Consider the following 22,490-nt stretch of genomic DNA (forward strand, 5'->3'; position numbering starts at 1 on the left):
GACGGGGCGGGGGGTGTCCGCCCGCAGCGGCCGCCGTCGAACACCAGAACCCCCGCAGGAAACCGTATCGGCGGACCGAGGACGGACACCCCCCGCCCCGGCCCCGCACCCCCCACAAACCGCAGGCGTCCCCACCGACAGGCCGCCGCAGGCAGCCACACACCTCAGCCCGGGATCAGGCCGTCGTCGCGGAGCATGGTGCGGACCTCGGTCAGGGTCGCCCCGGGTGACGGGAGGATGAGGTCCGATGGTTCGAGGGAGTCGAGGGGGAGCGGGTCGCCCAGGCGGCGGACCGCGTCCAGCAGGGCACCGAGGGTGCGGCGGAACCCCGCCTCGTCACCGGACTCGAGCTCCTTCAGGAGCTCGTCGTCCAGCGAGTTCAGCTCGGGCAGGTGGCTCTCGGAGAGGGTCACCTGCCCCTCCCCCATGATCCGTACGATCATGTCGCCTCCTCGGCGTACCCCTACTGCTTGTCGAAGCGCGGAGTGTCCTGCGGCTGCTGCTGGCCCTGCTGCTGCCCGCTGCCGCCCTCGAGGGCCTGCCGGTCGGACGAACCGCCCGCCAGCTCGGCCTTCATGCGCTGGAGTTCCAGCTCCACATCCGTACCACCGGACAGCCGGTCCAGCTCGGCCTGGATGTCGTCCTTGGCGATACCGGTCGGGTCGTCGAGCGCGCCGGACGCCAGCAGCTCGTCGATCGCCCCGGCCCTGGCCTGGAGCTGTGCCGTCTTGTCCTCGGCGCGCTGGATCGCCAGCCCGACGTCGCCCATCTCCTCGGAGATACCGGTGAAGGCCTCCCCGATCCGGGTCTGCGCCTGGGCCGCGGTGTACGTCGCCTTGATCGTCTCCTTCTTCGTACGGAAGGCGTCGACCTTCGCCTGGAGCCGCTGCGCCGCGAGGGTGAGCTTCTCCTCCTCGCCCTGGAGCGTGGCGTGCTGCGTCTCCAGGTCGGTGACCTGCTGCTGGAGCGCCGCACGGCGGGACAGCGCCTCACGGGCCAGGTCCTCCCGGCCCAGCGCCAGCGCCTTGCGGCCCTGGTCCTCCAGCTTGGCCGACTGCGACTGGAGCTGGTTCAGCTGGAGCTCCAGCCGCTTGCGCGAGGTGGCCACGTCGGCGACACCGCGGCGCACCTTCTGGAGCAGCTCGAGCTGCTTCTGGTACGAGTAGTCGAGGGTCTCGCGCGGGTCCTCGGCCCGGTCAAGGGCCTTGTTCGCCTTCGCGCGGAAGATCATCCCCATCCGCTTCATGACACCGCTCATGGGCTTCGCGCGCCCCCTTCTGACGGACTCCGGCTCCAGCTCTGCGACAGAACCCACAGTACGGGCCCTGCATCCATTGACGCACTGTTCCGTGGCTGATGCGGTCATCCCCGAGGACGACTGCGCCCGCTCCGGCTCCGGCGTAAGGAGTAGGTGGTCCCCGAGGGTCCCGAGGGTTCCCCGGGGCCCTCCACCACGTCTCCCCTGTCCCCTGAAGACGCCTGGTGTTGCCGGATCGTTCCCCCCGGGACTGGGGTCCACACCCGCCTACCCCGTACCCTTGGGTTTTGTGTTCCGTAGCCGTGCCACCAAGGACGAGAAGGCCGCCGCCGCCGACAAGGCGCCGGTGACCGACTCCAAGCAGCCCCGTGACCCGCAGGCCCCGAAGGGCAGGCCCACTCCCAAGCGCAGTGAGGCCCAGTCCCAGCGCCGCAGCGTCGCCAGTACGCCCACGACGCGCAAGGAGGCCTCCAAGCGGCAGCGCGAGGAGCGCCGTGCCGCCCTGGACCGTCAGCGCCAGGCGCTGGCGGGGGGCGACGAGCGTTACCTCCCCGCGCGCGACAAGGGGCCGGTGCGCCGCTTCGCCCGCGACTTCGTCGACTCCCGCTTCAACATCGCCGAGTTCTTCCTGCCGATGGCCGTGCTCATCCTCGTGCTGAGCGTGGTCCGGGTGCAGAACGTGCAGACGCTGGCGCTGCTGCTGTGGCTCGTCGTGATCGTCATGATCGTGCTGGACTCGGTCCTCACGGGGTTCCGTCTGAAGAAGCAGCTGCGTGAGCGCTTCCCGGACGAGAACAAGCGCGGCGCGGTCGCCTACGCGCTGATGCGCAGCCTCCAGATGCGCCGGCTCCGGCTGCCGAAGCCTCAGGTCAAGCGCGGAGAGCGGCCCTGAGCGCAGCCGCTTTCTCCGGGGGCGCGGCCGAGGCCTGGCTGAACAGGCTGGGCGGCCTGCGTGATGTCGTACGACAGGAGCTGGTCGCCCGGCAGCTCGACGAGCAGATAGCCGGGCGGTTCCCGGTCGGGCAACGGCTGCGGGTGCTCGACGTCGGGATGGGCCAGGGCACCCAGGCGCTGCGCCTGGCCCGCATCGGCCATCAGGTCACCGGTGTCGAGCGCGACGCGAGGATGGTCGCCGTCGCGCGGGCGGCGCTGTCCGCCGAGCCGGAGGGCATCCGGGAACGGATGCGGATCGTGGAGGGCGACGGCCGGGACACCGGCGTGCACTTCCTGCCGGGCAGCTTCGACGTGGTGCTGTGCCACGGCGTGCTGATGTACATCGAGGAACCGGACGCGCTGCTGGCGGGTCTGGCCCGGGTGCTGGCGCCGGGCGGGCTGCTGTCGCTGCTGGTGCGCAACGCCGACGGGTTGGCCGTGCGGCCGGGTCTGTCGGGCGACTGGGCGGGGGCGCTGGCCGCCTTCGACACCACCACGTACCGCAACCGGCTGGGTCTGGACGTACGGGCGGACCGGCTCCAGACGCTCACCGCGACGCTGGCGGGGATCGGTACGCCGCTGCACGCCTGGTACGGGGTGCGGGTGTTCACGGACACCGCGGCGGACGACGCCGAGGTCCCCGAGGACGTCGAGCGGCTGCTCGCGGCGGAGGAGCGGGCGGGGCGCACGGACCCGTACCGGGCCGTCGCGGCGCTGCTGCATCTGTGCGGGGTCCGCGGCTGAGACACGGGCGGGAGCCCGGGGACGTCGTCACCGGGCTCGACCGCCGGGCCTCAGGGACCGGCCCGTCAGGACGAGGGCCCACGAATGACACCTGGGCCCCGGCCGGCAGACCGCCCCCGGCTCAGGCCTCGGCCTCCGCCGTCTCCGCCGTGTCGTCGGCGTGCAGGCGCATCGGGCCGTAGATCTCCGTGGTGTCCTCGAACAGGCGCACCTGGTCGGCGCCGCCGGCCCGGAGGTCCTTCCAGTGCTCGCCGATCCACGACTCGGCGTCGCCCTGCGTGGTGAACTCCTCGGGCTGCACCGCGGGCTCGACCTCCGACCCGTCGGACTTCTCGAACCGCCACGTCCACATCGCCATGCAGGCCTCCTTCGTGGTCCTTCGTCTGGGACGAGCCTATGGGGTCGGCCGGGGTCGTCAGAAGAAGATCGGCACAGTCGGCCGATACCGCCCCGCCGCTCAGGGAGCTCCCGGGCGGGCATGATCAGGAGCGAGCGGCGAGAATCGGGGCGTGGAACTCACTCTGCTCGGTACCGGTGCCCCCGCTGGCCTCCCCCGTCCCGACTGCCCCTGCGCGGCCTGCGCCACCGCCCTCGGGGACGACGTCCGGGGAGCCACCTCGCTGCTGGTGGACGGGGCGCTGCTGCTGGATCTGACGCCCGGGGCGCCCTTCGCGGCGGCGCGGGCCGGGCGGTCGCTGAGCGGTGTGGGGCAGGTGCTGCTGACGCATCCGCACGACGGGCCGGCCGTCGAGGTGCCGGCGGGGCTCCCGCAGCCGGGCCGGGTGCCCGACGGGCGGGAGCTGTCGCTGCCGACGGGGCACCGGGTGCGGGCCGTGGCGATGGACGCGCCGGGCACCGGGTACGCGGTGACCGGGCCGGACGGGCAGCGGCTGCTGTATCTGCCGCCGGGCGGGGCCCCCGCCGGGCTGGAGGAGGGCGGCCCGTCCGCGGAGCCGTACGACCTGGTGCTCGCCGATGTCGTCGGGCGGCCCGACGCGCTGGCCCGGCTGCGCGCGGTCGGCGCGGTGGGGCCGGGGACGGATGTGGTCGCGGTCCATCTCGATCACGACGTACCGCCGGGGGCGGAGCTGCCGCGGCGGCTCGCGGCGGCGGGGGCGCGGGCCGTACCGGACGGGACGACGCTGACGGTGGGCGGCCACCCGGGCGCGCCCGTCGTACCGCGCAGGACGCTGGTGCTGGGCGGGGCGCGGTCGGGCAAGTCGGTCGAGGCGGAGCGGCGGCTGGAGTCGTTCCCGGACGTGCTGTACGTGGCCACCGGGGGGACGCGGGGCGGGGACACCGAGTGGGCGGGGCGGGTCGCCGCGCACCGGGAGCGGCGGCCGGGGTCCTGGCGGACGACCGAGACCTGCGACCTGGTGCCGCTGCTGAAGGACGACGGGCCGCCGGTGCTGATCGACTGTCTGTCCCTGTGGCTGACCGACGCCATGGACGCCGTCGGGGCCTGGGACGACGCGGAGTGGGCCGACGGGGGCGAACGGGCGCTGCGCGAGCGCGTGCGGGAGCTGACCGGGGCCGTGCGGGAGGCCCGGCGGATCGTGGTGGCCGTGTCGAACGAGGTGGGGTCGGGGATCGTGCCCGCCACCGCGTCGGGGCGGCGCTACCGGGACGAACTGGGGCGGCTGAACGCGGCGTTCGCCGGTGAGTGCGAGCAGGTGCTGCTGGTGGTGGCGGGGCAGGCCGTCGTCCTGCGGGGGTGAACGGCCCCCGGCACGGGCGGGGGGAACGAGCCCAGGCGCGGGCGGGGGTGCGCGGGGCCCGGCCCGGTGCGCTCAGGCCCCCCGGCCGGCGGCCGTCTTCCGGGCGATCAGGCGGTACGCCCGGGACAGACGGGTCCGGGTCAGCAGGGTGGGGACGGTGGGTGTCACCAACTCGCAGCCCTCCGCCTCCAGTTCCGCGCGCAGGTTGGCGGGCGGCAGGAGATGGGGGACGTTCGGCAGCGGGAGGCGGCGGGGGTCCGTGGTCTCGATCAGGAGGTGGCCGCCGGGGCGCAGCGCCTCGAGCGCGGCGCGCAGCTCCGCGCGGGGGTCGCGGGTGTGCTCCAGATGGTGGAGCAGGCTGACCACGTCGTAGCGGGAGCGCAGCCGGGTCAGTACGTCGGGGGCCGTCAGGGTGCCGACGTGGGCCTCGTCCAGGCGGCCCGCCCTGCGGGCCCGTTCCACGCGCCTGCCGCTGTCCACGCCGTCGAAGGCGGTGTAGGGGAACAGGACGCGGGCCGTCTCGGGGAAGTCGGCGTGGCCGGTGCCCACGTCCAGCCAGCTCTCCGGTTCGGGGAAGGGGAGCATCGCGCGGGCGGCGAGCCGGTGGCGCAGCCGGGTCGCGGCCGCCCGTACGCCGTCCGCCCGCGGACCTTCCCCGCGTGCCGGCTCCGTCCTGGGGTCCGTCTGACGCGGGTTCTGGAAGACGTGGGCGCAGTCGCGGCACTCGTCGACGGTCTGTGCCCCGGGCCTCGTCCGGGTGCGCAGGCTCGTGGAGCCGCACCAGGGGCAGTCGTCGCGGCGCGGGTCGGTGGGGGTGGGGGGCATCGGCTTACTCCCTGGGACGGCCGGACGACAGGGACGTATGACAATCCGCTGCAAAACGGAACGTATGGGATCTCGATCTTGGGCGCAACGACGTCGCCGTGGTGTGGGGGCCATGTGGCGGCGTTCTGTTCGACCGGTGCCGGTACTGTTCGCCGAATGAGCTCGCTTAATCTCGACGACTTCACCGATCTGATCGAGCGGCCCGACGGCGGGGTGCGCCGCGACGCGGAGGCGCGCCGGGAGCGTCAGATCGTGCCGCCCGGATCGCTGGGGCGCCTGGACGAACTGGGTGAATGGCTCGCGGCGGCGCAGGGCACCGCCGCGGTACGGCCCGTCGAGCGGCCGCGGGTCGTGATCTTCGCCGGGGACCACGGGATCGCCGGGCTCGGCGTCTCCGCGCGGCCCTCGGGCGGCGCGCTGGAACTGGTGCGCGGGGTGCTGGACGGCAGCCGCCCGGTGGCGGTGCTCGCCCGGCGGCTCGGTGTGCCGGTGCGGGTCGTCGACATGGGTCTGGACTGCGAGCCGGACGCCCTGCCCGCGGACGTCGTACGCCACCGGGTGCGCCGGGGCAGCGGGCGGATCGACGTCGAGGACGCGCTGACCGTCGAGGAGGCGGAGGCCGCGTTCCGGGCGGGCATGGCCGTCGCCGACGAGGAGGCCGACTCGGGGACGGACCTGGTCGTGCTCGGCGACGTCAGCGTCGGCGGGACCACGCCGGCGGGTGTGCTGGTCGCCGCGCTGTGCGGGACGGACGCGTCGGTGGTGACCGGGCGCGGCGGGCAGGCGATCGACGACCTGGCGTGGATGCGCAAGTGCGCGGCGATCCGGGACGCGCTGCGGCGGGCCCGGCCGGTGCTGGGCGAGCAGCTGCGGCTGCTGGCGGCCGTCGGCGGCGCCGACCTCGCCGCCATGACGGGCTTTCTGCTCCAGGCCGCCGTACGGAAGATGCCGGTCGTGCTGGACGGTGTGGTGAGCGCGGCCTGTGCGCTGGTCGGCCAGCGGATCGCCTTCCGGGCGCCGGACTGGTGGCTGGCCGGGCAGCTCAGCGGGGAGCCGGCGCAGGCCAAGGCGCTGGACCGGATGGCCCTGGAGCCCCTGCTCGACCAGGGCGTGACGGTGGGTGAGGGAGCCGGGGCGCTGCTCGCGCTGCCGCTGGTCCAGGCCGCGGCGGCGCTGGCCGCGGAGCTGCCGGAGCGGGACGGGGAGAAGCCGGCGGAGGAGTCCGAGTCCGTGGACACCACCGCCTCGGGCGGGTCCGGGGAGGACTGAGCCCGGGCGGACCGAGCCGGGGCGTCAGCGGGCCTGCGGCTGCGGGGTGCGGTCGGGCGCCCCGCCGATCAGGTCCTGGAGCCGGCGCGCGGGGCCCGCCCAGCGCCGGTCGTGGCGGTAGGCGCGCAGCATCGCGCGGGCCCGGCTGCGGGGGCGGCGGGCGTAGAAGCGGCGGGCCCACGAGGATCCGGGGCGGGCCAGACGGATCGCGGCGACGATGGCGACGAACGGGACGACCACCCCGAAGATCGCCATCCGGAACTTGCCCTTGAAGAGAGCGATCAGGGCGATCAGGAAGTTCACGCCGATCGTCAGCAGGACCGTGCCGCGGTTCTGGAGCTCCTCCTCGGTCAGGCCGTTGACGCCGAAGGGCGAGAAGCCGAGCAGCATCAGGCCGACCAGGGCGGCGGTGAGCACCACGACCTCGACGCTCTTGCGGCCCGCCTCGGTCCAGTAGACGTCGTCCAGGTGCAGGATCAGCGCGAACTCGTCGAGGACCAGGCCCGCGCCGACGCCGAAGACGACCGCGGCGAGGCCCGAGCCGAAGCCGCGCGTGCCGCCCGCGACCGCGGCGAACCCGCCGATGACCGTGAGGACGACCCCGGGCACGACGTGGTGGATGTGCACGCCGCCGGCCTGGACGTTGCCGAAGGGGCCCCGGCCCGCGCGGATCAGGCGGGTGATCAGCCGGGTGATCAGGAAGGTGGCGAGGAAGGCCACCAGGGCGAGCAGCAGGGGCAGCTTGCCGGGTTCGATGATGTTGCGTTGCAGCCAGTCGCCCATGAGCGCAGTCTGCGGCCGGGCGGGCGCGGGCGCCTGTCCGGTTACGCCGTCGCGTAGCCTTCCGCCGTGCCTTCGATACCCGCGGCCCATGGCCTTCGCTTCGCCTTCGGCACGCTGTCCGTGCTGCCCGTGAACCTCACCCGCTGGGACCGTGGCGCGGCCCGGGGCGGGATGCTGTGCGCTCCGGTGGTCGGGCTGGTGCTGGGGCTGGGCGCCGGGCTGGCGGGGCTGTTCCTGCTGCTGCTCGGGGCCGGGCCGCTGCCGGCCGCGGTCGCGTCGGTGGCCGTGCCGGCCGTGCTCACCCGGGGGCTGCATCTGGACGGGGTCGCGGACACGGCGGACGGGCTGGGCAGCGGCAAGCCCGCGGAGGACGCGCTGCGGATCATGAAGCAGTCGGACATCGGGCCGTTCGGGGTGATCACGCTCGTCCTCGTGCTGCTGGCGCAGGTCGCCGCGCTGGCTGAGCTGTACGGGGGGTCGTGGGCGGCGGGGGTGTTCGGGGCCGTCGTGGCCGCCGTCGCCGCGCGGCTCGCGCTGACGGCGGCCGCGCGGGCGGGGGTGCCGGCGGCGCGGCCCGAGGGGCTGGGGGCGGCGGTCGCCGGGGTGGTCCCCGAGCGGGTCGCCTACGGCGTTGTGGCCGGGGTTCTCATGGCTGCCGTGGTCCTGGGGTGGCTGTGCTTCGGGGTGTACGGGGGGGTGCGCGCGGGGGCTGCTGTGCTGGTCGGGCTGGCTGTCGCCGAAGGGTTGTTGCGGCGGTGCGTCCGGCGGTTCGGTGGGGTCACGGGGGATGTCTTCGGGGGAGTCGCGGAGGCGGCTGGGACGGGCGCGCTGGTGGTGCTTGTTCTCGGCTGAGGGCTGGGCCGGGTCCCTGGCGGTCGGGTTTCGGGTGCGGCTTTGTCGTGGCCTGTCGCGCCGGATGTGGGGCGCCGGGTGTTGTGTGGCGGGTGCGGCGCCGTTGTGGCTGGTCGCGCGGTTCCCCACGCCCCTAAGGACAGGACTATTGGGCACTTGCCTGTCGCGCCCACACGGCGGCAGCCGCACATCGATACGGCCCCGCGCCACCCAGGAGGGGCGGTTGCACCTGGGGCACGTCGGGCACGTGCCCCGAAGGGGCGCGGGGAACTGCGCGAGCGACCACGACGTACCCGCGGGTTGGATCGAACTGGACCGTTCGCGACATGGTCGCGCCCACGCGGCGGAGCCGTACTTCGGTACAGCCCCCGGCGTTCATGGGCAAGGGCGGCGCCAAGGGTCCAGGTTGTAGTGCTTTTGCATGGAGCTGAGGTGCAGGTCGCGGGTGCGGGGGCAGAAGCGGGTGGGCGGTAGTTCGTACTCGACGTGGAAGACGGCCTTGTCCGCGGTGATGAACGGGGTGAGGGTGTCGCATTCGTCGTACTGGGCGCACTGTTCGTTGACCGCGAAGTCGAAGTCGTCGACCAGTTCGGGGATCTGGTCGAGGTCGTTCTTCAAGCCGACGGCCAGGCCTCGGTCCTGGGCCAGGCGGGCGATCAGGCGGTTGTAGCGGAGCTGGTCGGCGGCGGTGAGGGGGAAGCCGGTGTCGTTGGCGTAGCCGTCCATGTTGTCCGGCTCGACCGCGTCGAAGCCCTTCTCGCGGCACATGTCGAGGCGGGCCGCCATCAGGGGTTCGAGGACATCGGTGCGGCGGATGTCGAGCCAGCGTTCGCCGTCCCAGCCGTTGCCCTTGCCGAGCACTGCGCGCGGGAAGTCGGCGGCGTCCGGGCGCCAGTCCTCGAAGGCGCCGGTGGACAGGTAGCAGATCACCTTGCGGCCGTCGCCGTGCAGGCGGGCGACCGTGTCGGCGCCGTGGTCGAAGCCGTCGATGTCGTACACCGGCACGTCGACGGAGGTGTCGAGCCGGCCGCTGAGCTGCCACTGCCAGGTGAGGCCGGGGCGCGGCTGCCAGCGGGAGCCGGACGGCTGGCCCTCGGGGTCGTCGGGGGCCGTGGTGCAGCCCGCGAGCAGGAGCAGGAGGGCGGCCGGCAGGAGGAGGCGTCTCACCGGGTGGGCTCCAGGGTGTGCGGCAACGTACCCCAAGGATGAGCGCCCGCGCCCGGCACCGCACCATGCAGGTCGGCGCCCCGTGCCCGGACGGCGCCGGTGACGTCGGCGCCGTCCGGGACGCCGTACACCCCCGGAAGACCCCTGCTGCGCCGATCGCGCCGCGGATCAGTGGAAATCACGCAAAGCGACGACAGGGCCGCTTCGCCGAACGCGACGAGTGTGACTCAGTTCACCGGGTGTGAGGATCGGGGAACAACCATGACGCCACTCGCAGGTGAACGGTCGGAGGAATGAGCGATTGCACACACGCGCGTAGGCTCGTCCCAGGCATGCGCCGTGCCGGTGCGCAACCCCGGAGGGGGCATGGGGCCTCCCCCCGGATCAGCGGACCCGGTCGGAGCGGCCTGTCCATCCGGATCTAGGGTCGGCTGTCGGGCCCGGCCGACCCACACCGTTCGGCCACAGAAACTTCACATCGGAAGCGAGATTTCACCACCGTGACTGCTCTCACTCTCAGCACGTCCGCGGCGCCCGCCCTGCGGGCCGACGCGATCGTGATCGGTGTCGCCAAGGGCGCCAAGGGCCCTGTCGTCGCCCCCGGCGCCGAGGCCGTCGACCAGGCGTACGACGGCAAGCTCGCCGGCGTCCTGGAGACGCTCGGCGCCTCGGGCGCCGAGGGCGAGGTGACCAAGCTGCCCGCCCCGGCCGGGTTCAAGACCCCGCTGCTGGTGGCCGTCGGCCTGGGCACCGCGCCGGAGAAGGACGCCGAGTACGGCGCCGAGGCGCTGCGCCGCGCGGCCGGTGCCGCCGCCCGCGCGCTGACCGGGATCAAGAAGGCCGGCTTCGCCCTGCCGCTCGCCGACTCCGGCGACACCGGCGCGATCGCGGAGGGCGCGCTGCTGGGCGCGTACTCCTTCGACGTCTACAAGGGCAACGCCAAGGACGCCAAGGCCAAGAACGGCAAGGCGCCGCTGGCGGAGGTCGTCCTGCTGGGCGCCAAGCCGCGCGACAAGGCCCACAAGGCCGCCGTCGACCGCGCCACGGCGGTCGTCGAGGAGCTCAACCGCGCCCGCGACCTGATCAACACCCCGCCGAACGACCTCGACCCGGCGGGCTTCGCCGCGATCGCCACGGCGGCCGGCAAGGAGCACGGCATCAAGGTGCAGGTGCTCGACGAGAAGGCGCTCACCAAGGGCGGCTACGGCGGCATCCTCGGCGTCGGCGCCGGCTCGGCCGCGGCCCCGCGCCTGGTGAAGCTGTCGTACACCTCCTCCAAGGCCAAGAAGCACCTCGCCCTGGTCGGCAAGGGCATCACCTACGACTCGGGCGGCATCTCGCTGAAGCCGGCCGGTCACAACGAGACCATGAAGTGCGACATGAGCGGCGCCGCCGCCGTGTTCGCCGCGGTCGTCGCGGTGGCCCGGCTCGGCCTGGAGGTGAACGTCACCGCGTGGCTGGCGCTCGCCGAGAACATGCCGTCGGGCTCCGCCACCCGCCCGGGCGACGTGCTGCGGATGTACAGCGGCAAGACGGTCGAGGTGCTCAACACCGACGCCGAGGGCCGGCTGGTGCTGGCCGACGCGCTGTGGGCGGCCTCGCAGGAGAAGCCGGACGCGATCGTGGACGTGGCCACGCTGACCGGCGCGATGGTGCTGGCGCTCGGCAACCGCACCTTCGGTGTCATGGCCAACGACGACGCGTTCCGTTCCGCCCTGGTGGAGGCCGCCGAGGAGGTCGGCGAGGAGTCCTGGCCGATGCCGCTGCCGGAGCACCTGCGCAAGGGCATGGACTCGCCGGTCGCCGACATCGCGAACATGGGCGAGCGGATGGGCGGCGGCCTGGTCGCCGGTCTGTTCCTGCGCGAGTTCGTGGGCGAGGGCATCACCTGGGCCCACCTGGACATCGCGGGTCCGGCCTTCAACGAGGGCGGCCCGTTCGGGTACACCCCCAAGGGCGGCACCGGTTCCGCGGTGCGCACGCTGGTCCGGCTGGCCGAGCTGACCGCCGCGGGCGACCTGGGCTGACGCCCTTCTGACGGGACCTCGCGTGCGGGTAGTGCGAGGTCCCGTCGACCCCGAGGTCCCACCGACCCGGGTACCGAGGTCCCGTCGACCCCGGTACCGCGGCTCGTCGCCGCGCGGCCGACCGCGGGCGATTTGTGGGGGTCCGCGCTTATCCCCGGACGCCCTGGTCACTCAACGTGCTACGTCTCACACAGCGGCCCCGCGTCTCGTTCGGTTCGGACAAGTGCGAAGATGGGGCACGGCAGGACAGGGCCCCCACCAAAGGGCCGATGAACGAGCGGCCGGACACCAGCCGCCGACCGGTCACTGGAGACCGGCGTGGCGCACATGCATGGAGGACGTGACGTGGCGAACGACGCCAGCACCGTTTTCGACCTAGTGATCCTCGGCGGTGGTAGCGGTGGTTACGCCGCGGCCCTGCGCGGGGCGCAGCTGGGCCTGGACGTCGCCCTGATCGAGAAGGACAAGGTCGGCGGCACCTGCCTGCACCGGGGTTGCATCCCCACCAAGGCCCTGCTGCACGCGGGCGAGGTCGCCGACCAGGCCCGCGAGAGCGCGCAGTTCGGCGTGAAGGCCACCTTCGAGGGCATCGACATCGCGGGTGTGCACAAGTACAAGGACGACGTGATCTCGGGCCTGTACAAGGGTCTGCAGGGTCTGGTCGCCTCCCGCAAGGTGACCTACATCGAGGGTGAGGGCCGGCTGTCCTCCCCGACCTCCGTCGATGTGAACGGTCAGCGGATCCAGGGCCGCCACGTCCTGCTGGCGACCGGCTCCGTGCCGAAGTCGCTGCCGGGCCTGGAGATCGACGGCAACCGGATCATCTCCTCCGACCACGCCCTCGTCCTGGACCGCGTGCCGCAGTCCGCGATCATCCTGGGCGGCGGTGTCATCGGCGTCGAGTTCGCCTCGGCCTGGAAGTCCTTCGGTGCCGAGGTCACGGTCATCGAGGGCCTGAAGCACCTGGTGCCGGTCGAGGACGAGAACTCCTCCAAGCTTCTCGAGCGCGCGTTCCGCAAGCGCGGCATCAAGTTCAACCTGGGCACCTTCTTCTCGAAGGCCGAGTACACCCAGGACGGCGTGAAGGTCACCCTCGCCGACGGCAAGGAGTTCGAGGCCGAGGTCCTGCTGGTGGCCGTCGGCCGCGGCCCGGTCTCGCAGGGCCTGGGCTACGAGGAGCAGGGCGTCGCGATGGAACGCGGCTACGTCCTGGTCGACGAGTACATGCGCACCAACGTCCCGACGATCTCGGCCGTCGGCGACCTGGTCCCCACGCTCCAGCTCGCGCACGTCGGCTTCGCCGAGGGCATCCTGGTGGCGGAGCGGCTGGCCGGTCTGAAGACCGTCCCGATCGACTACGACGGTGTCCCGCGGGTGACGTACTGCCACCCGGAGGTCGCCTCCGTCGGCATCACCGAGGCCAAGGCCAAGGAGATCTACGGCGCGGACAAGGTCGTCGCGCTGAAGTACAGCCTCGCGGGCAACGGCAAGAGCAAGATCCTCAAGACGGCGGGCGAGATCAAGCTCGTCCAGGTCAAGGACGGTGCCGTCGTCGGCGTCCACATGGTCGGCGACCGGATGGGCGAGCAGGTCGGCGAGGCCCAGCTGATCTACAACTGGGAGGCGCTGCCGGCCGAGGTCGCCCAGCTCATCCACGCCCACCCGACGCAGAACGAGGCGCTCGGCGAGGCCCACCTGGCGCTGGCGGGCAAGCCGCTGCACGCGCACGACTGACCGTCCCCTCGGGCGAGACACGTCGCGACGACACAGACTTCCGCAATTCGTAAGGAGCAACAGAAACCATGGCGGTTTCCGTAACCCTTCCGGCGCTCGGCGAGAGCGTCACCGAGGGCACCGTCACCCGCTGGCTGAAGGCCGAGGGTGAGCGCGTCGAGGCCGACGAGCCGCTGCTCGAGGTCTCCACCGACAAGGTCGACACCGAGATCCCCGCGCCGGCCTCCGGTGTCCTCGCCTCCATCAAGGTCGCCGAGGACGAGACCGTCGAGGTGGGCGCCGAGCTGGCGATCATCGACGACGGCACGGGCGCCCCCGCGGCCGCCCCGGCCCCGGCCGCCACCGAGGCCCCCGCCCCGGCGGCCGAGACCCCCGCCCCGGCCGCCGAGCCCGCCCCGGCCGCCCAGCCGTCCACCGAGCAGGCCGCTCCGGCTCCGGCGCCCACCGCCGAGGCCACCGCGGGCGCCGGCTCCGCCCAGGGCACCGACGTGGTCCTGCCCGCGCTCGGCGAGTCCGTCACCGAGGGCACCGTCACCCGCTGGCTGAAGGCCGTGGGCGACTCCGTGGACGCCGACGAGCCGCTGCTCGAGGTCTCCACCGACAAGGTCGACACCGAGATCCCGGCCCCGGCCTCCGGCGTGCTGCTGGAGATCGTGGTCGGCGAGGACGAGACCGCCGAGGTCGGCGCCAAGCTCGCCGTCATCGGCGCCCCGGGTGCCGCTCCGGCCGCCGCCCCGGCTCCCGCGCCCGCCGCCCCGGCCCCCGCCGCCCCGGCCCCCGCGGCTCCGGCCGCCGCGGCTCCGGCCCCCGCCGCGCCCGCCGCTGCCGCCCCGGCTCCGGTGGCCCCGGCAGCTCCCGCCCCGGCCCCCGCCCCCGCTCCGGCTCCGGCCGCCCCGGCTCCGGTCACCCCGGCCGCCCCGGCGCCGGCCGCGCAGGACACCGACGAGGGTGCCTACGTCACCCCGCTGGTGCGCAAGCTCGCCGCCGAGAACGGTGTCGACCTGGGCTCCGTCAAGGGCACCGGCGTCGGCGGCCGTATCCGCAAGCAGGACGTCCTCGCCGCCGCCGAGGCCGCGAAGGCCGCCTCGGCTCCGGCTCCCGCCGCCGCTCCGGCCGCCGCCCGCAAGGCCCCGGCGCTGGAGGCCTCCCCGCTGCGCGGCCAGACCGTCAAGATGCCCCGCATCCGCAAGGTCATCGGCGACAACATGGTCAAGGCGCTGCACGAGCAGGCCCAGCTGTCGTCGGTCGTCGAGGTCGACGTCACGCGCCTGATGCGGCTGCGGGCCAAGGCGAAGGACTCCTTCGCGGCCCGTGAGGGCGTCAAGCTCTCCCCGATGCCGTTCTTCGTGAAGGCGGCGGCCCAGGCGCTGAAGGCCCACCCGGTCATCAACGCCAAGATCAACGAGGCCGAGGGCACGATCACCTACTTCGACACCGAGAACGTCGGTATCGCGGTGGACTCGGAGAAGGGCCTGATGACCCCGGTCATCAAGGGCGCCGGCGACCTCAACATCGCGGGCATCGCCAAGGCCACGGCCGACCTGGCCGGCAAGGTCCGCGGCAACAAGATCACCCCGGACGAGCTGTCCGGCGCGACCTTCACCATCTCCAACACCGGTTCGCGCGGTGCGCTCTTCGACACGATCATCGTGCCGCCGGGCCAGGTCGCGATCCTCGGCATCGGCGCGACGGTCAAGCGTCCCGCCGTGATCGAGACGGAGGAGGGCACGGTCATCGGCGTCCGCGACATGACGTACCTGACCCTGTCCTACGACCACCGCCTGGTCGACGGCGCCGACGCCGCGCGCTACCTGACCGCCGTCAAGGCGATCCTGGAAGCCGGCGAGTTCGAGGTCGAGCTCGGCCTCTGAGGCCAACGCCCCTCACCGCACCACCGATGCCCTCGCCCCTCACCAGAGAGGCGAGGGCATCGCCCTGTCCCACCCAAGGGGCGCGAGGAACTGCGCGACAAGCCCCGGCAGACCGGCGCCCGAACAACAACACCCACCACCCCAAGGGGCGCGGGGAACTGCGCGACAAGCCACAACGGCCCCGCACTCGAACAGCAACACCCACCACCCCCAAGGGGCGCGGGGAACTGCGCGACAAGCCACGACGGGCCCGCAGCCGAGCACCCACCACAACCCCCGGACGCACCCGACCCCCGGACGTCCACCCACCAAGACACCCATGTAAGTCTCGTCTCACCTGCACGAAAGCACCCACGTCACCCTCACCCGCGGAGCCCCCCGGCCTTATTGTCTAAACGTCAGCCGCGCCCTAAGGAGCTCTCATGACCGCCCCCGTCATCCACTCGCTGCGCGAACAGATCCGCGAGCACATCCTGGAGGGGATCATCAGCGGTCGCTGGCAGCCGGGCGAGCGGATCGTGGAGCGCCGCATCGCCACGGAGCTGGAGGTCAGCCAGACACCCGTCCGCGAGGCGCTGCGCGAACTGGAGTCCCTCCGTCTGATCGAGTCGGCCCCCAACAAGGGCGTCCGCGTACGCAATCTGACCGCCGCCGACCTGGAGGAGAGCTACCCCGTCCGGGCCGGTCTGGAGGCCATCGCGGCCGAACTGGCGGCCGGACGCCTGGCCACGGACTGCTCGGCCCTGGAGCCGCACGTCGCCGCGCTCTACGAGGCCGACGCCAAGGCGGACGGCACCGCCCAGGTGCGGCACACCGTCGGCTTCCACCGCGAGATGGTCCGCGCCGCCGGGAACTCCGTGCTGCTGCACACCTGGGAGGGCCTCGGCATCGAGGTGTTCACCGCCCTGTCCATCCGCTGGCTGGGCACGGTGCAGCAGTCGTACGCCGAGGAGCACCAGGAGCTGGTCGAGGCGTTCCGCCGCCGCGACCCCCGGATCGCGGAGCTGGTGAAGGCGCACGTGCTGGGCTGCGCACCGCGCCACGAGGGCGAGCACTGAAAGCCCCCAGAACGGGCACGAGCCCCACGCCGGACTCCGCCACGAGGAAGTCGGACTCCGGGGCCGCGCCGCGGGGGCGGCTTCCCTGGGCGCCCTGCGCGAGACGCCCCTGCGGGTCGCGTGTGGCCGAGCGCGCAGTTCCCCGCGCCCCCAAAGGGCGGCGGTGTCGGCATCGCCCTCGAGGGGCGCGAGCAACCACGGATCACCCGCACCAAGAACCACACGCCGACCAGGCCGGGTTTTCCGGGGGTCAGGCACGCCGCCCCCTGACACCCGCTGACGCGAACCCCCGCCGACACCCGAGCACCCCCGCGCTCATACGCCATCTCACCTGCGAAAACCGTCACCGCGAGCGTCACCCGGTGCCACCGCCGGAGGCACCCCGTGCCGACTTTCTCGTGATCAAGAGATTTTCCCCCTGAACCCTTTGATCGATCATCGATCAGGGAGTTACAGTCGCCGACGGGCCGCGCGACGGGTCGCACCACGACACCGCCACCGAGGCTCCAGCCCTGTCCTGCCAAAGACCAAGGGCACCCCCCGACCCTTACCGATGAGGGAACCCCCTTCGACTGAGGAAGGCGGCGACATGACCGACCCCAACGCCATCCAGACCAGCGAGCTGGACCAGCTCCACGACCGCGACCCGGAGGAGACCGCCGAATGGCAGGCCTCCCTGGACGCCGTCGCCCACGCTGCCGGCCCGCACCGTGCCGCGTACCTGATGCGCCGCACGCTGGAGCGTGCCGAGGCGGGCGGCATCGCGCTGCCGAAGCTCCTCGAGACGGACTACGTCAACACCATCCCCACCGCCGCCGAGCCGGAGATGCCCGGTGACCCGGCGATGGAGGCCCGGATCACCGCGTGGAACCGCTGGAACGCGGCCGCCATGGTGACCCGCGGCTCGAAGTACGGCGTCGGCGGCCACATCGCCACCTTCGCCTCCGCGGCCTGGCTCTACGAGACCGGCTTCAACCACTTCTTCCAGGGCAAGGAGTCCGGCGCGGCGGCCGGTTCCGGCGACCAGCTCTACATCCAGGGCCACGCCTCCCCCGGTATCTACGCCCGTGCCTTCCTCGACGGACGGCTGACCGAGACGCACCTGGACAACTTCCGCCAGGAGTCGGGCGGCAACGGCCTGCCCTCCTATCCGCACCCGCGCCGCCTGCCGTGGCTGTGGGAGTTCCCGACGGTGTCGATGGGCCTCGGCCCGCTGTCGGCGATCTACCAGGCCCGCTTCAACCGCTACCTCACCAACCGCGGCATCAAGGACGTCTCGTCCTCGCACGTGTGGGCGTTCCTCGGCGACGGCGAGATGGACGAGCCGGAGTCGACGGCGGCACTCGCACTGGCCGCGCGTGAGGAGCTGGACAACCTCACGTTCGTCATCAACTGCAACCTCCAGCGCCTCGACGGCCCGGTCCGCGCGAACTTCAAGATCGTGCAGGAGCTGGAGGCCCAGTTCCGCGGCGCCGGCTGGAACGTCGTCAAGACGCTGTGGGGCACCGCCTGGGACGAGCTGTTCGCGCTCGACACCACGGGCGCGCTGGTACGCCGGCTGCGCGAGGTACCGGACGCCCAGGTGCAGACGTACCAGACCCGGGGTGCCGCCTACATCCGCGAGGACTTCTTCGGCAAGGACCCGGCGCTCGCCGGGATGGCGAAGCTGCTGAGCGACGACAAGATCCTCGAGTGCTTCCACCTCTCGCGCGGCGGCCACGAGGCCCGCAAGGTCTTCGCCGCGTACAAGGCGGCCCTGGAGTTCAAGGGCGCGCCGACCGTGATCCTGGCCCAGACGGTCAAGGGCCACACCCTCGGCGAGGGCTTCGCGTCGAAGAACGCCAACCACCAGATGAAGAAGCTCTCGGTGGACGAGTTCAGGACGATGCGCGACCTGCTGGAGCTGCCGATCTCCGACAGCGCCTTCGCCGACGGTCAGGTCCCCTACGCCCACCCGGGCGCCGACTCCCCCGAGGTCCGCTACCTCCAGGAGACCCGCGCTGCCCTCGGCGGCCCGGCCCCCGCGCGCCGGGTGCACGCCCTGGCCCCGCTGCCGGCCCCGGCCGAGAAGGCCTTCGCCTCCTTCGACAAGGGCTCGGGCTCGCAGAACGTCGCCACGACGATGGCGTTCGTCCGTCTCGTCAAGGACCTGGTCCGTGACAAGGAGACGGGCAGGCGCTGGGTGCCGATCGTCCCCGACGAGGCGCGCACCTTCGGTATGGAGTCGCTGTTCCCGTCGCTCGGGATCTACTCCCCCAAGGGCCAGACGTACGAGCCGGTCGACCGCGACCAGCTGATGTACTACAAGGAGGCCAAGAACGGCCAGATCCTCAACGAGGGGATCACCGAGGCCGGTTCGATGGCCGACTTCATCGCCGCTTCCACCGCGTACTCCACGCACGGCGAGGCGATGATCCCGTTCTACATCTTCTACTCGATGTTCGGCTGGCAGCGCACGGCCGACCAGATGTGGCAGCTCGGCGACCAGCTCGGCCGCGGCTTCCTCGTCGGCGCCACGGCCGGCCGCACCACGCTGACCGGTGAGGGCCTCCAGCACGCCGACGGCCACTCCCCCGTCATCGCGGCGACGAACCCGGCGGCGCTGACGTACGACCCGGCCTTCGCCTACGAGGTCGCGGCGATCGTCAAGGAGGGGCTGCGCCGGATGTACGGCGAGGCCGCGCCGGGCGAGGACCAGGACGTCTTCTACTACCTGACCGTGTACAACGAGCCGATGCCGCAGCCGGCCAAGCCGTCCGCGCCCGGGGTCGACCAGGGCATCGTCAAGGGCCTGTACCGCTTCAACACGGCGGAGACGGCCGGCCTGGACGTGGCCGCGGCGAACGCCCCGCGCATCCAGCTGCTGGGTTCGGGCACGGCGATCCACTGGGCGCTGAAGGCGCAGAAGCTGCTCGCCGAGGAGTGGGGCGTGGCCGCCGACGTGTGGTCCGCGACCTCCTGGACGGAGCTGCGGCGCGATGCGCTGGAGGCCGACGCGGCACTGCTGCGCGGCGAGGAGCGGGTGCCGTTCGTCCGCCAGGCGCTCCAGGGTGCCGAGGGTCCGGTGCTGGCCGTGTCGGACTACATGCGCCAGGTCCCGGACCAGATCGCGCAGTGGGTCGAGCAGGACTGGTCCTCGCTCGGTGCCGACGGCTTCGGTCTGTCCGACACCCGTGACGCGGCCCGCCGCCACTTCGGTGTCGACGCCGAGTCGATCGTGGTCGCGGCGCTCGCCCAGCTCGCCAAGCGCGGCGAGGTGAAGGCGACCGCGGTCAAGGAGGCCCGGGCGAAGTACGGCCTGTAGCCGTCCCGGCTGTCGCAGGAGGCCCCCCACGTCCTGTGGGGGGCCTCCTGCGCGAGGGGCCCACGCTCTCCGGTGCCCCCCGCGTGACCGGCCCCGCGCTCTGCGGGCCTTCTGCGTGATGGGCCCCGCCCTGTCCGGGCCTCCCGCGCGAGGGGCCCCGCGCTGCCCGGGGCCTCCTGCATGATGGGCGCATGCGTGCGGCCAGGCTGATCAAGATGGTGCTTCTGCTGCAGGGCCGGCCCTCCATGACGGCCGCCGAGCTGGCGCGGGAGCTGGAGGTGTCGGAGCGGACCGTGGCCCGGGACGCCCAGGCCCTGTCGGAGGCCGGGGTGCCGGTGTACGCCGACCGGGGGCGGACCGGCGGGTACCGGCTGATCGGGGGCTACCGGACCCGGCTGACCGGGCTGGCCCGCAGCGAGGCCGAGGCCCTGTTCCTGTCCGGGGTGCCGGGGGCGCTGCGGGAGATGGGGCTTCAGGACACGGCCTCGGCGGCCCGGCTGAAGGTGTCGGCCGCGCTTCTGCCCTCCCTGCGGGACGCCTCGCGCACGGCGGCGCAGCGGTTCCATCTGGACGCCCCGGCGTGGTTCAGCGAGCCGGAGACGCCCGAGCTGCTGCCGGCGGTGGCGGAGGCGGTGTGGGACGACCGCCGGGTCGCCGCGCGGTACCGGCGCGGGGACGGCGAGGTCTCGCGCGTCCTGGAGCCGTACGGGCTGGTGCTGAAGGCGGGGCGCTGGTACCTGTGCGCCCGTGTGACCGGCGACGGGGTGTTCCGGACGTACCGGATCGACCGGTTCACCGGGGTCGAGCTCGAGGAGGAACGATTCCGCAGGGATGCGGACTTCGATCTGCCCGGGTTCTGGGCCGAGCAGGCCGAGCGGTTCGCACGGTCGCTGCTGCGGGCCGAGGTGGTCGTGCGGCTGAGCCCGCGGGGCCTGCGCATGCTGCCGCACGCCGTCGACCCGCCGGCCGCGCGGGAGGCCCTCGCCGCGGCGGGCGGACCGGGCCCGGACGGCCGGGTCGAGCTGACGCTGCGGGTGGAGTCGGAGGACGTCGCCCACACCCAGCTCACCGCCCTCGGCCCGGAGGCGGAGGTCATGGCACCGGCCTCGCTGCGCGCCCGATTCGCCGAGGACGCGCGGCGGCTGGCGGAGCTGTACGGACGGGAGTGAGCCGGCCCGTGCGGACGCGGCGGGACCGGGGCCGCACGGGCGTGGGAAACGGGGCCGCACGGGGGGTGGGAAAACGGGGTCTTCCACGTGCGTCGCCGGAGCGTAGGCCCGATGCTGGACCAGTGATGGACGAGACGGAGTTCTGGGCGCTGATCGACACCACCCGCGAGGCCGCCGAGGGCGATCCCGAGGACCAGGCCGATCTGCTGGTGGAGCGGCTCACCGGGCTGGACCCGGAGTCCGTGCTCGACTTCGCCCGGCACTTCGAGTCCCGTTACAACCGTGCCTACCGCTGGGACCTGTGGGGCGCCGCCTGGGTGCTGCTGGACGGGGCCAGCGACGACGCCTTCGACTTCTTCCGCTGCTGGCTGATCGGCCAGGGCCGGGACGTGTTCGAGGGCGCGCTGCACGATCCGGACTCGCTGGCCGGGCTCCTGGAGGAGTTCGACGAGGAGATCGACGGCGACGGCGAGGAGCTGGGCTACGCCGCCGACGAGGCCTACGAGCAGCTCACCGGCACCGTCGCCCCCGACCTCGGCATCCCGCCCGCGCCCTCGGAGCCGGAGGGCACCCCGCTGGACTTCGAGAACGACCAGGAGCTGGCCGCGCGCCATCCCCGGCTCTGGGAGCGGTTCAGGGACTAGGACCCCGGGGCGTGCCAGGCGTCGCGGGGCAGGCGCGGCTTTCGGAACACGCCCCGGGCGGACCCGGCCGGGTCTACGGGGTGGCCGAGGGACCGGGCCCGGCGTCCGGCAGTCCGGGCGGCAGCCCGGCCTCCTGGTGGCCGTCGAGCAGCCCGGCGTCCTGGTGGCCGGGCAGGCCGGGCGGGGGCGTCCAGGGCATCCACTGACGTACTCCCGGGAGCTCTCTGTCCTCGGAGTCCCCGGTCCTGCCCTGGAGGCGGGCCGCGAGCAGCCTGATCTCCGGCAGCCGGGCCGACAGGGACGCCCCGGGGCAGCTGGTCATGAACGCGTCCGTGTGCCCGGCGAGCGCGGGGAACACGGCGGCGGTGCCCGCGCTGAACCGGCTGTGGCTGTTGCTGGAGACGAGCCGCACGGTCCCCCGGGGATCGGTGTCGGACAGGCCCAGCTTCCAGGCGGCCACCGCGGCGATCGCGTCGGTCATCGCCCGCGGCACCTCCACGCCCTCCGTGAAGGTGCCGATCGCGGCGATCCCGGCCGTACGGTGGTTGAAGCCCTGTGTGTGGGCGCCGGTGACGGGGCGGTCCACGCCTCCCGCGCGGCCCTCGTAGACGACCCCGCAGCGGTCGACGAGGAAGTTGTAGCCGATGTCGTCCCAGTCGCGGGCGCCGGTCTGGCCGGCGTACAGGTAGCGGATGATGCGGGGCGTCTCGGAGCAGTCGTAGGCGTTGGGCGAGTCGGTGTGGTGCACGAAGACGGCCAGGACCCGGTCGTCGTAGCGCGGGGGCGGGGCGTGGTCCGGGGCGGCGTCCCCGGTGAGCCAGACCGATCGGGGCACGATCGCCGGGCGGGGCGCGGTGTGCGCGGCGGCGGGGCGGGCCGCGGACCGCGGGGCCGCCGGGGGCGGCTGGGCCCCGTCCGCGCTCAGCGCGGACACGACCACGGCGGCCGCACCGGCCAGACAGCCCGGCACGACCAGCAGCGCCCAGCCCGGTATCCGTACGCGACGACGGGCGCGCGCCGCCGTGGTTCTTCGGAACGCCGCTCGGAAGGCACACATGGACCCACTGTCCGACGGTTCCGTTCCGCCCGCGATGTGTGCTGTGCCACCCGGTGGAACCATCGTCCCGGTCCACG

18 protein-coding genes and 1 pseudogene are annotated in these 22,490 nt (G+C 73.2%); 12 read left to right on the forward strand and 7 right to left on the reverse strand.

Annotated elements, in window-relative coordinates:
* Positions 1–164: 164 nt before the first annotated feature.
* Complete coding sequence (locus ACFYR0_RS18210; RefSeq protein WP_389328484.1) at positions 165–443, reverse strand: hypothetical protein; 279 nt, start codon at positions 441–443, stop codon at positions 165–167.
* Between the two features lie 20 nt (positions 444–463).
* A complete protein-coding gene (locus ACFYR0_RS18215) occupies positions 464–1,258 on the reverse strand; it encodes a PspA/IM30 family protein (RefSeq protein WP_356688997.1) in 795 nt (264 codons plus the stop codon).
* 289 nt (positions 1,259–1,547) lie between these two features.
* On the opposite strand from ACFYR0_RS18215, the gene ACFYR0_RS18220 reads away from it, so the two are divergent.
* Together ACFYR0_RS18220 and ACFYR0_RS18225 are read left to right on the forward strand one after the other, a co-directional pair.
* On the forward strand, positions 1,548–2,150 hold the full coding sequence (locus ACFYR0_RS18220; protein ID WP_389328488.1) for a DUF3043 domain-containing protein: 603 nt from the start codon (positions 1,548–1,550) through the stop codon (positions 2,148–2,150).
* A gap of 80 nt (positions 2,151–2,230) precedes the next feature.
* A complete protein-coding gene (locus tag ACFYR0_RS18225) occupies positions 2,231–2,935 on the forward strand; it encodes a methyltransferase domain-containing protein (RefSeq protein ID WP_389329142.1) in 705 nt (234 codons plus the stop codon).
* A 121-nt stretch (positions 2,936–3,056) separates the two neighbouring features.
* Here ACFYR0_RS18225 and ACFYR0_RS18230 read toward each other — a convergent pair whose 3' ends face one another.
* A complete protein-coding gene (locus ACFYR0_RS18230; RefSeq protein ID WP_389328491.1) occupies positions 3,057–3,293 on the reverse strand; it encodes a hypothetical protein in 237 nt (78 codons plus the stop codon).
* Positions 3,294–3,444: 151 nt separating this feature from the next.
* Here ACFYR0_RS18230 and ACFYR0_RS18235 point away from each other — a divergent pair, with 151 nt between their 5' ends.
* Positions 3,445–4,653: a bifunctional adenosylcobinamide kinase/adenosylcobinamide-phosphate guanylyltransferase gene (locus ACFYR0_RS18235; protein ID WP_389328494.1), complete on the forward strand. Its 1,209-nt coding sequence runs from the start codon at positions 3,445–3,447 to the stop codon at positions 4,651–4,653.
* A gap of 72 nt (positions 4,654–4,725) precedes the next feature.
* Here ACFYR0_RS18235 and ACFYR0_RS18240 read toward each other — a convergent pair whose 3' ends face one another.
* Positions 4,726–5,478 carry a class I SAM-dependent methyltransferase gene (locus ACFYR0_RS18240; protein ID WP_389328497.1) on the reverse strand — a complete coding sequence of 251 codons (753 nt, stop codon included), beginning with the start codon at positions 5,476–5,478 and terminating at the stop codon, positions 4,726–4,728.
* Positions 5,479–5,634: 156 nt separating this feature from the next.
* Between ACFYR0_RS18240 and cobT the strand changes: the two genes are divergently transcribed.
* The gene (gene cobT, locus ACFYR0_RS18245; RefSeq protein WP_389328500.1) at positions 5,635–6,747 is read left to right on the forward strand and encodes a nicotinate-nucleotide--dimethylbenzimidazole phosphoribosyltransferase; all 1,113 of its coding nucleotides are present in this window, start codon (positions 5,635–5,637) and stop codon (positions 6,745–6,747) included.
* Between the two features lie 24 nt (positions 6,748–6,771).
* Here the strand turns inward: cobT and ACFYR0_RS18250 are convergent, their stop codons facing one another.
* Positions 6,772–7,530 carry a hypothetical protein gene (locus ACFYR0_RS18250; protein WP_389328503.1) on the reverse strand — a complete coding sequence of 253 codons (759 nt, stop codon included), beginning with the start codon at positions 7,528–7,530 and terminating at the stop codon, positions 6,772–6,774.
* Positions 7,531–7,596: 66 nt separating this feature from the next.
* Between ACFYR0_RS18250 and ACFYR0_RS18255 the strand changes: the two genes are divergently transcribed.
* Positions 7,597–8,382 (forward strand): adenosylcobinamide-GDP ribazoletransferase, encoded by a 786-nt coding sequence (locus ACFYR0_RS18255; RefSeq protein ID WP_389328506.1) that lies wholly within the window; start codon positions 7,597–7,599, stop codon positions 8,380–8,382.
* Between the two features lie 375 nt (positions 8,383–8,757).
* Here ACFYR0_RS18255 and ACFYR0_RS18260 read toward each other — a convergent pair whose 3' ends face one another.
* Positions 8,758–9,549 carry an endo alpha-1,4 polygalactosaminidase gene (locus tag ACFYR0_RS18260; protein WP_389328509.1) on the reverse strand — a complete coding sequence of 264 codons (792 nt, stop codon included), beginning with the start codon at positions 9,547–9,549 and terminating at the stop codon, positions 8,758–8,760.
* Positions 9,550–10,049: 500 nt separating this feature from the next.
* On the opposite strand from ACFYR0_RS18260, the gene ACFYR0_RS18265 reads away from it, so the two are divergent.
* The 7 genes from ACFYR0_RS18265 to ACFYR0_RS18295 all read left to right on the forward strand — a co-directional run bounded on the left by ACFYR0_RS18265 (position 10,050) and on the right by ACFYR0_RS18295 (position 21,356).
* On the forward strand, positions 10,050–11,576 hold the full coding sequence (locus ACFYR0_RS18265) for a leucyl aminopeptidase (RefSeq protein ID WP_389328512.1): 1,527 nt from the start codon (positions 10,050–10,052) through the stop codon (positions 11,574–11,576).
* 345 nt (positions 11,577–11,921) lie between these two features.
* A complete protein-coding gene (gene lpdA, locus ACFYR0_RS18270) occupies positions 11,922–13,310 on the forward strand; it encodes a dihydrolipoyl dehydrogenase (protein WP_389328515.1) in 1,389 nt (462 codons plus the stop codon).
* A gap of 68 nt (positions 13,311–13,378) precedes the next feature.
* A complete protein-coding gene (gene sucB / locus ACFYR0_RS18275) occupies positions 13,379–15,181 on the forward strand; it encodes a 2-oxoglutarate dehydrogenase, E2 component, dihydrolipoamide succinyltransferase (protein WP_389328518.1) in 1,803 nt (600 codons plus the stop codon).
* Positions 15,182–15,603: 422 nt separating this feature from the next.
* Entirely contained in the window at positions 15,604–16,239 is a 636-nt protein-coding gene (locus ACFYR0_RS18280; protein WP_389328521.1) for a GntR family transcriptional regulator, read from the forward strand.
* 589 nt (positions 16,240–16,828) lie between these two features.
* On the forward strand, positions 16,829–19,543 hold the full coding sequence (gene aceE / locus ACFYR0_RS18285) for a pyruvate dehydrogenase (acetyl-transferring), homodimeric type (RefSeq protein WP_389328524.1): 2,715 nt from the start codon (positions 16,829–16,831) through the stop codon (positions 19,541–19,543).
* 191 nt (positions 19,544–19,734) lie between these two features.
* Positions 19,735–20,712, forward strand: coding sequence for a helix-turn-helix transcriptional regulator (locus ACFYR0_RS18290; RefSeq protein WP_389328527.1), 978 nt, complete (start codon positions 19,735–19,737; stop codon positions 20,710–20,712).
* A 125-nt stretch (positions 20,713–20,837) separates the two neighbouring features.
* A complete protein-coding gene (locus tag ACFYR0_RS18295; protein ID WP_389329145.1) occupies positions 20,838–21,356 on the forward strand; it encodes a DUF4240 domain-containing protein in 519 nt (172 codons plus the stop codon).
* Positions 21,357–21,600: 244 nt separating this feature from the next.
* Here the strand turns inward: ACFYR0_RS18295 and ACFYR0_RS18300 are convergent.
* A pseudogene (locus ACFYR0_RS18300) lies at positions 21,601–22,413 on the reverse strand (peptidoglycan recognition protein); the annotation flags it as partial.
* Positions 22,414–22,490: the final 77 nt, after the last annotated feature.

The organism is Streptomyces sp. NPDC005017 (assembly GCF_042873115.1).
GTDB lineage: Bacteria > Actinomycetota > Actinomycetes > Streptomycetales > Streptomycetaceae > Streptomyces.